The following is an 8,103-nucleotide window of genomic DNA, read 5'->3' as shown; positions in this document are numbered from 1 at the left end:
TGCAGGGGGGACCCTGTGGGAGAGTAGGACGCCGCCGAACAATTCTTCAAGAAAACCCCGTACCGGTTCCGGTACGGGGTTTTCTGCGTTCCGGCTCCCCGAGCCGGGGAGGGCAGGGTCTAGGGTCGGCAGCATGCGCTATGACCTGGTGATATTCGACAACGACGGCGTCCTCGTCGACAGCGAGCCCATATCCAACCGGCTCCTCGCCGCCCATCTCACCGAAGTCGGCCACCCGACGTCGTACGAGGAGTCGATCCGGGACTACATGGGGTCCGCGATGCACCGGATCCATGAGCTCGTGCTGGAGCGGACCGGGCGGCGGCTGCCGGACGACTTCGACGATGTCTTCCATGCGCGGGTGTTCGCCGCGTTCGAGCGCGAGCTGAAGCCCGTGGCGGGCGTCGCGGGAGTGCTGGAGCGGCTGTCGGCGGACGGGGTGCCGTTCTGCGTGGCGTCGTCCGGGAGCCATGAGCGGATCCGGGTGGGCCACCGGACGACCGGGCTGGACCGGTGGTTCGAGGAGGCGCGGATCTTCAGCTCGCAGGACGTGGGGCGGGGCAAGCCGGCGCCGGACCTGTTCCTGTACGCGGCCGAGCGCATGGGCGTGGCGTCGGAGCGGTGCGTGGTCGTCGAGGACAGCCCGCTGGGCGTGCGGGCGGCCGTGGCGGCGGGGATGGACGTCCTCGGATTCACCGCCATGACGCCGGCGGAGAAGCTCGTGGGCGCCGGGAAACTGTTCTCCGACATGGGGGAGTTGCCGGACCTCCTCGTCTGACATTTGTCATGCCGAGGTCCGGACGATCGTTTCTACTGGTGAACCCCCCGCAGCCGCGAAGCTGAGGGCATGACGACGAAGACGAGTGACACGGGCCGCACAAGCAAGGCGAGCAAGGCGGCGGGCAACGAGGCGGGCAAGGCGAGCCGGGCGGACGCCTTCAGGCCGCTGCTGGTGGACGTGGCGGTGCCGATCGGGTCGTACTACCTGCTCAAGGACGCGTTCGGGGCGAGCACGTTCGCGGCTCTCGCCTGGAGCAGCCTGGTGCCGGCCGTGCGGACCGGATGGAGCGCGGTCAGGGAGGGCAGGACCAACTCGCTCGCCGCGCTGATCCTCGTGGTGAACGTCGTCTCGCTGGTGCTCGGCTTCGTCTCCGGCGACCCGCGGCTGATGCTCGCCAAGGACAGCGGGGTCAGCAGCGTGATCGGGATCGGGATCCTGGTGTCCGTGGCGCTCGGCCGGCCGATGATGACGGCCGCCGTGAAGCCGTTCGTGGTGAAGGGGGACGCGGTGCGAGAGGCCGCCTGGCAGCGGCTGGCGTCGGGTGCGGCCGCGGGGTCGGCCGTCTTCCGGCGCAAGGAGCGGCTGTTCTCCCTGGTGTGGGGTGTGGCGCTGCTCGGTGAGTGCGTCGCGCGGGTCGTCGGGGCGTACACCGTCCCCGTGGACACCATGGTGTGGCTGGGGTCGGTGATCATGGCAGGGGTCATGGCGGTCACCTTCGTGGTCAGCGGTCGCCTGGCCGCCCGGCCGATGGAGTGCCTCCTCGCCGCGGAGCTGGAGCGCGCCGGGCTGGAGCACGCCGGGCTGGAGAGCGCCGAGCCGAAGGCCAGGCGGGCGGTGCCCGAGGCCGCCTTCGCCGCCTGAGTCCGGCACGCCGGGCGAAGATGAGGGAAATTCATCTTTGGCTCGATCTACCCACCGGTACTCCGGGGCCCTACGCTCGCGGCCATGACAGATGTGCTGCGGCGCGGCAGGGCCTCGCTGGCGTTCGGCTTCTTCGCGCAGGGCGCCGCCTTTGCTCTGCTGGTGACCCGGATTCCGGCCATCCAGGACCGGTACGGCGTCTCCGACGCGCTGCTGCCGGCCTTCCTGGCCGCCGTGCCCGTCCTGGCCGGTGTCGGCAGCGTGACGACCGAGCAGTTGGTGAAGCGGGTCCGGCCGAGCGTGCTGCTGCGCTGGTCCCAGCCGGTGGTGCTGCTCGCCCTGGTCGGCGTCGGGGCGGGCGGGCGGATGGCCGAACTGGCTGTCGCGCTCGCCGTGTTCGGGCTCGCCGTGGGCGCGCTGGACGCCTCGATGAACATGCTCGGGGTGAGCCTGCAGCGGGCCTACCGGCGCAGCATCATGCTCAGCTTCCACGCCGCCTACAGCCTGGGCGGGATCGTGGGGGCCTCGCTGGCCTGGGCCGGGGCGCACTGGCACCTCGCGCTGTGGGTGTCGTACCTGCCGGTCGTTGCGGTGCTGCTGCCGGCCGCGCTGGCCGGCAGCCGCTGGTACGTCGACGGGGACGCCGCCGCGTCCGTACCGGAGGCGGGAGAGGGCGAGGGCGAACAGCAGGGCCAGGAGCAGCGCCAAACGCTCGTCTTCAAGCTGCTGTTGCCGCTGTGCCTGGTGATGAGCTTCGCGTACATCGGGGACTCGACGGTCTCCAACTGGAGCGCGAAGTACCTTCAGGACGTGCTGGGGAGCTCCGAGCAGCTGGCGACCGTGCCGTACAACGTCTACATGGTCACGACCCTGCTGGGGCGGTCCCTCGGCGACTTCGGGGTGCGGCGGTTCGGGGCCGTGGCCGTGGTGCGGCTGGGCGCGCTGGTGGCGGCGCTCGGGTTCGCCGTGGTGGCCGTCGCGCCGGGGGCGTGGGCCGGGATGCTCGGGTTCACGCTGGTGGGCCTGGGGCTGTGCGTGCTGGTGCCGCAGACCTTCGCGGCGGCCGGACGGCTGTTCCCGGGTGTTTCGGACGCGGCCGTCGCGCGGCTCAACATCTTCAACTACGTGGGCTTCCTCGTCGGCTCGCCTCTGGTGGGAGGGCTGGGCGACGCGTGGAGCTACCGCGGGGCGATGCTGGTGCCGATGGTGCTGGTGCTGCTGACGCTGGTCCACGCCCGCTCGTTCGCACCCCGCGAGGACCGATACGGTGGCCGGTATGAGCGGCCGCGCACAGCTGATGTGGGACGAGGCAGTAACGGGGTATGACTTCGGTCCGGACCACCCGATGGATCCGGTCCGGCTGGCCCTGACCTGGAGCCTCGTCGAAGCCCTCGGGCTGCACCGGGAGGTGGAGGTCGTCACGGCCAAGCCGGCCGGGGAGTCGACGCTGCGGCTCGTCCACCGGGAGGACTACATCGAGGCCGTGAAGGCGGCCTCGGCGCGTCCCGAGGGGGCCGACGGGTCGTACGGGCTCGGCACGGAGGACGATCCGGCGTTCGCCGGGATGCACGAGGTGTCGGCGCTGATCGCGGGGCAGTCGGTGGGCGCCGCGGAGGCCGTGTGGAACGGCGACGCGCTGCACGCCGTGAACTTCACCGGCGGGCTGCACCACGCGATGCCCGGGGGCGCCTCGGGGTTCTGCATCTACAACGACGCCTCGCTGGCCGTCGCGCGGCTGCTGGAGCTGGGGGCCGAGCGGGTCGCCTATGTCGACGTGGACGTGCATCACGGCGACGGGGTGCAGGCGGCGTTCTGGGAGGATCCGCGGGTCCTGACGATCTCGCTGCACGAGCATCCGCGGACCCTGTTCCCGCAGACCGGGTGGCCGGAGGAGACCGGCGCGAGCACCGCGGAGGGGTCGGCCGTGAACCTCGCGCTGCCGGCCGGGACCGGAGACGCGGGCTGGCTGCGCGCGTTCCACGCCGTGGTGCCGGAGCTGATCGCCGACTTCCGGCCGCAGGTTCTGGTGACGCAGCACGGCACCGACACGCACTTCGAGGACCCGCTGGCGCACCTGGCCGTGTCGCTGGACGCGCAGCGGGCCGTCCAGGTGGCCTGCCACGAGCTGGCGCACGCCTACGCCGACGGGCGCTGGGTCGCGCTGGGCGGGGGCGGATACGCGGTGGTCGAGGTCGTGCCGCGGTCGTGGACGCATCTGGTGGGGATCGCGGCCGGGCGTCCGGTGGAGCCGGAGGCCATGATCCCGGAGGCGTGGCGGCAGGAGGTGTACGCGCGCACCCGGCAGTCGGCGCCGCTGCGGATGACGGACGGGCGCTGGCCGGTGTCGTGGGGCGAGTGGGAGATGGGGTACGACCCGGCGGACCGGCTCGACCAGGCGGTGCTGGCGACGCGGCGGGCGGTGTTCCCGCTGCGGGGGCTGCTGCCGTAGCCGCACCCCCCTTGCACCGCCACCCCCTTGCACCGCCACCCCGTTTCGCCGCCACCACCTCACGCCGTCACGTCGTTACGCCGACCGTGCGGTGTCGGGCCGTTCGGGTCGCCGCTCGCACTGTGCTGCGTCACCATCGCTGACGTGCTGACTGCCAGAGCCCTGCGCGACCATCTCCTGGCCGCCCGTCTCGCCGGGACGGTGGCCACCTCGCGCGAGACGAGCCTGCGCAGTTACCGGCTGTTCGCCGCCCGCGACCCGCGCGTGCTGATCGGGATCGATCCCGAAGGGGCGTGGCGGGAGCGGGACGTGATCGAGCTGATGGCGGACAGGTGCGGGGTCTCGGCCGATCCGCGGCACGTCTCGGGCCAGGACGTGATCGACCCGGACCGGACCCTGGCCGCGCTGGACGCCTTCGCGGACCGGCTCGCGGCGGCCGCCCGGCGCGGCGCACCGGTGCTGTTCGGCACCGGACACCCGCACCGGCTGCTCGGCTTCTACGCCGCTCTCGCGGACGCCATGTCGGCGGCGGGATGTACCGTCCTCACACCGGCGCAGGGTCGCTGTATCGACATAACGACCCGGTTCGGCCTACGCTCGTACAACGTCGACTACGTACGAGGAGTCGCGCTCGTGCGAGAACACGACGCGTCCCGCCCCGGTCGTGCGACCGGCGCGCACACGCATTCCCCGTTGCCGGTTCGTACCGTGCTGGCGGCGGCGGCCGAGGCCGGTGGCCCCCTGCCGGAGCTGGTCGTGGGAGACCACGGATGGGTCTGCGGGGCAGGTCAGCTGGGGTTCGAGGCCATGGGGCCGGCGGACACCGACGACCCCGCGCTGTTCGTCGGGGAGGCAGAGGGGGCCGTGTCCGTCGTCGTTCCACTTGATGACGGCGTGCGGTCCGGTTACTACCGGCCGCTGACCCGCTACGTACTCAATCGAGCGTGTCTGTCACAGTAGGCCGCCGATGGGTGCACCTCTTCCCCACTCGCATCACCCGCCCCTACATTGGGGAGTGAGCACGCAGCGACGAAGAGTCACCGGAAGGGGAAGCCGGTGCCCGTCGAGTGCGGAAGGTTCAGGTGTGTCATGGCTGCAGCTGGCGAGAGGCCTCTGAACGAGGTTCAGTTCCTTACCGTGGCGGAAGTCGCCTCGGTGATGCGAGTGTCGAAGATGACCGTGTACCGGCTGGTGCACAGCGGTCATCTGCCCGCGATCCGGGTGGGACGTTCGTTCCGTGTCCCGGAGCAAGCGGTTCACGAGTACCTTCGCGAGAGCTACGTGGGGGTGGAAACCGCCTGACGACACTGGTCCGAGGGGATCCTCAGGGCACTTCCGGGTCCCCCCGACACCTCGATTACGACCTCAGCGCTCGGGCGGGTAGGCTAGCCCCTCGTAGGTCGTGTGGGCCCATGGCGCCCAAACACCGAGTGATGAGAAGTGAGCGAGGGTAGTCGTGGGCTCTGTTATCAAGAAGCGGCGCAAGCGGATGGCCAAGAAGAAGCACCGCAAGCTGCTCAAGCGCACGCGCGTCCAGCGTCGCAACAAGAAGTGAGCGACGCAGCAGGAGCGTGATCGTGGCCCCCCACCGAAGCCGGTGGGGGGCCACGCGCATTCCCGCGTGTTTCACATGGCCCGGTCTGTTCGTCCGGCTGTGGACGCGGTGGCGTCACGCATCGCGCGGTCATCACAGCGCAACAACAACCCGCTAAGTTGGCCGCACGGGGGAACCCGCCGGGGGACGAGGGCTGGAAGGAAGGCGCTGATCGTGGGCAAGGTCGTGCTCGTGACCGGGGTGGCCCGCACGCTGGGGGGCCGGTTCGTACGACGGATCCAGCGCGACCCCCGCGTGGACAGGGTCGTCGGCGTGGACGTGGTGCCCCCCGAGCACCACCTGGGCGGCGCCGAGTTCATCCAGACCGACATCCGGCAGCCCACCGTCGCGCGGGTGCTCGCCGAGACGGGCGCCGACACGGTCGTGCACCTGGACGTGACCGGCACGCCGCTGGGCAGCGGCAGCCGCGCGTCCCTGAAGGAGACCAACGTCATCGGCACGATGCAGCTGCTCGGCGCGTGCCAGAAGTCGCCCGCGGTGAAGCGGCTGGTGGTGAAGTCCAGCACGAACGTCTACGGGTCCGCGCCCCGCGACCCGGCCGTCTTCACCGAGACCATGCCGCCGAAGTCGCTGCCCAGCGGCGGCTTCGCCAAGGACATCGTCGAGGTCGAGGGCTATGTGCGCGGGTTCGCGCGCCGCCGCCCCGACGTGGCGGTGTGCGTGCTGCGGTTCGCCAACATCCTGGGTCCGACGGCGGACACGCCGCTCGCGTCGTACTTCTCGCTGCCGGTCCTGCCGACCGTGTTCGGCTACGACCCGCGGCTGCAGTTCGTCCACGAGGACGATGTGATCGAGGTGCTGCGGATCGGCTCGCACGAACCGGAGCGGGGCACCCTCAACAGCGGCACCTTCAACATCGCCGGTGACGGCGTCCTGCTGCTCTCCCAGTGCTCCAGGAGGCTCGGACGGCCCACCGTGCCCCTGCTGCTCCCCGCGGTCACCTGGACTGGGTCCCTGGTGCGTACGCTGGGCATGACGGACTTCTCGCCGGAGCAGATCCGCCTGCTGACGCACGGTCGGGTCGTGGCGACGGACCAGATGCGTGAGACGCTGGGTTTCAGGCCGAAGTACACGACGGCACAGACGTTCGCGGACTTCGCCAAGAGCCGCGGCCCCGGCCTCCTGCCGCCGGAAGCCGTCGCGAAGGCCGTCGACCGGGTCGCCGCGCTGGCCGCGCCGGGCAGCGGCCCCCTCCCGACGCAGAGCGCCAACTGAGGAGCGCATCAACGATGGCGGACGCCAAGGTCATTCCGTTCGACGACGACCGGTCTCGCGGCAGCGCCGTTCAGCGGCCGTCGCGGCGCCGCGGCGCGGGGAGCCGGCGCAAGGCCACGGAGCAGCCCGCGCCGGTGCGCGAGGTGCAGCCCCTGCCCGGCGGGGAGGCCGGGCCGGAGGACGCCCCCGTGAGCGGTGCGGAGCAGCCGCCGGAGCAGTTCCTGGACGAGAGCGGTCTGGAGCGCCGCATCGCGAGCGGCCTGTCCTTCCTGCGCCGCCGCCTGACGGGCGACTACGAGGTCGACGACTTCGGCTACGACGAGGAGCTGACCGACCAGATCCTGATGTCGCTGCTGCGGCCGGTGTACGAGAAGTACTTCCGGGTCGAGGTGAAGGGCGTCGAGAACATCCCGGCCGAGGGCGGCGCGCTGATCGTCGCCAACCACTCCGGCACGCTGCCGCTGGACGGCCTGATGATGCAGGTCGCCGTGCACGACAATCATCCCGCCGGCCGCCATCTGCGCCTGCTCGCCGCCGACCTGGTCTTCGTGCTGCCGGTGGTGAACGAGCTGGCGCGCAAGCTGGGCCACACCCTGGCCTGCGCGGAGGACGCGGCACGGCTGCTGGACCAGGGCGAGCTGGTCGGGGTGATGCCGGAGGGCTTCAAGGGGCTCGGCAAGCCCTTCGGCGACCGTTACAAGCTCCAGCGTTTCGGCCGGGGCGGCTTCGTGTCCACGGCGCTGCGCGCGGGCGCCCCGATCGTCCCCTGCTCGGTCGTGGGCGCGGAGGAGATCTACCCGATGATCGGCAACGCGAAGACCCTCGCGCGGCTGCTGGGCTTCCCGTACTTCCCGCTCACGCCGACCTTCCCGTGGCTGGGCCCGCTGGGCGCGATCCCGCTGCCGACGAAGTGGACCATCCAGTTCGGCGAGCCGATCCCCACGGACGGCTATCCGCCGGAGGCGGCCGAGGATCCGATGCTGATGTTCAACCTGACCGACCAGGTCCGGGAGCAGATCCAGCACACCCTGTACAAGCTGCTGGTGCAGCGCCGGTCGGTGTTCTTCTAGGGCCCGTTCCCGGACATACGTAGGCCCGTTCCCGGACGTACGTAGGCCCGTTCCCGGACGTAGGGCCGTTCCCGGACGTACGACGGCGGGGGTGCCCCTCCCAGGAGGGGCA

9 protein-coding genes are annotated in these 8,103 nt (G+C 71.2%); all 9 read left to right on the top strand.

Going from position 1 to position 8,103, the window contains the following annotated elements:
* Positions 1–133: 133 nt before the first annotated feature.
* The 9 genes from AB0G63_RS38665 to AB0G63_RS38625 all read left to right on the top strand — a co-directional run bounded on the left by AB0G63_RS38665 (position 134) and on the right by AB0G63_RS38625 (position 7,991).
* A complete protein-coding gene (locus AB0G63_RS38665; RefSeq protein WP_360760462.1) occupies positions 134–778 on the top strand; it encodes an HAD family hydrolase in 645 nt (214 codons plus the stop codon).
* Between the two features lie 69 nt (positions 779–847).
* Positions 848–1,642, top strand: coding sequence for a VC0807 family protein (locus AB0G63_RS38660; RefSeq protein WP_360760459.1), 795 nt, complete (start codon positions 848–850; stop codon positions 1,640–1,642).
* 84 nt (positions 1,643–1,726) lie between these two features.
* Positions 1,727–2,968 carry an MFS transporter gene (locus tag AB0G63_RS38655; RefSeq protein WP_360760457.1) on the top strand — a complete coding sequence of 414 codons (1,242 nt, stop codon included), beginning with the start codon at positions 1,727–1,729 and terminating at the stop codon, positions 2,966–2,968.
* Entirely contained in the window at positions 2,919–4,091 is a 1,173-nt protein-coding gene (locus tag AB0G63_RS38650) for an acetoin utilization protein AcuC (protein WP_360760455.1), read from the top strand. Before AB0G63_RS38655 ends, AB0G63_RS38650 begins: the two co-directional genes overlap by 50 nt.
* Positions 4,092–4,235: 144 nt before the next feature.
* On the top strand, positions 4,236–5,051 hold the full coding sequence (locus AB0G63_RS38645) for a phosphatase (RefSeq protein WP_360760452.1): 816 nt from the start codon (positions 4,236–4,238) through the stop codon (positions 5,049–5,051).
* 129 nt (positions 5,052–5,180) lie between these two features.
* Entirely contained in the window at positions 5,181–5,393 is a 213-nt protein-coding gene (locus tag AB0G63_RS38640) for a helix-turn-helix domain-containing protein (protein ID WP_004984898.1), read from the top strand.
* A gap of 154 nt (positions 5,394–5,547) precedes the next feature.
* A complete protein-coding gene (locus AB0G63_RS38635) occupies positions 5,548–5,646 on the top strand; it encodes an AURKAIP1/COX24 domain-containing protein (protein WP_003948845.1) in 99 nt (32 codons plus the stop codon).
* A 213-nt stretch (positions 5,647–5,859) separates the two neighbouring features.
* Positions 5,860–6,921 (top strand): NAD-dependent epimerase/dehydratase family protein, encoded by a 1,062-nt coding sequence (locus AB0G63_RS38630; protein WP_360760448.1) that lies wholly within the window; start codon positions 5,860–5,862, stop codon positions 6,919–6,921.
* Positions 6,922–6,935: 14 nt separating this feature from the next.
* Positions 6,936–7,991: a lysophospholipid acyltransferase family protein gene (locus AB0G63_RS38625; RefSeq protein ID WP_360760445.1), complete on the top strand. Its 1,056-nt coding sequence runs from the start codon at positions 6,936–6,938 to the stop codon at positions 7,989–7,991.
* Positions 7,992–8,103: the final 112 nt, after the last annotated feature.

Origin of the sequence: Streptomyces sp. NPDC020996, assembly GCF_040641355.1 — a bacterium.
Taxonomy (GTDB): Bacteria; Actinomycetota; Actinomycetes; order Streptomycetales; family Streptomycetaceae; genus Streptomyces.
This window is presented reverse-complemented; position numbering and strand designations above follow the sequence as displayed.